The following is a 548-nucleotide window of genomic DNA, read 5'->3' on the forward strand; positions in this document are numbered from 1 at the left end:
CCCGCCGCCGCTGCAGGCCGGCGACCGGCTGGCCGTGGGGGGCGTCGCGCCCGACCGACTGCAGGCCGTCGCCCTGGCCGAGGTGGGAGAGGGGCCGTCCCTGCCGAGCCCCGGCAGCCTGGTGGCGCTGGACGTGATCCTGGGCCCGCGCACCGACTGGTTCACTTCGGAGGCCGTGGAGTTGCTGCAGCGCCAGGAGTGGCAGGTCACGCCCCAGTCCGACCGCGTCGGCATGCGCCTGCAGGGCGCCGAGCCGCTGGTGCGCGCCCGCAGCGAAGAGCTGCCGAGCGAAGGCACGGTGGCGGGCGCCCTGCAGGTGCCCGCCAACGGCCAGCCGCTGCTGTTCCTGGCCGACCACCCGCTGACCATCGGCTACCCCGTCATCGCCGCGCTCGCCAGCCACCACCTGGACCTGGCGGCGCAGATCCCCGTGGGTTGCCGGCTGCGCTTTCGCGTGGTCGCGCCCTTCGCCCAGGAAGTGTTCTCATGATCACCAAAGTTCTCATTGCCAACCGCGGCGAGATCGCGGTACGGATCGCGCGCGCCTG

The 548-nt window shown here is 73.7% G+C and carries 1 pseudogene; it reads left to right on the plus strand.

The features are described 5' to 3' along the window. A pseudogene (locus A612_RS00430) lies at positions 1-490 on the plus strand (biotin-dependent carboxyltransferase family protein); the annotation flags it as partial. Positions 491-548: the final 58 nt, after the last annotated feature.

This window comes from Melaminivora alkalimesophila, from assembly GCF_000282995.1.
Classification (GTDB): domain Bacteria; phylum Pseudomonadota; class Gammaproteobacteria; order Burkholderiales; family Burkholderiaceae_C; genus Melaminivora; species Melaminivora alkalimesophila.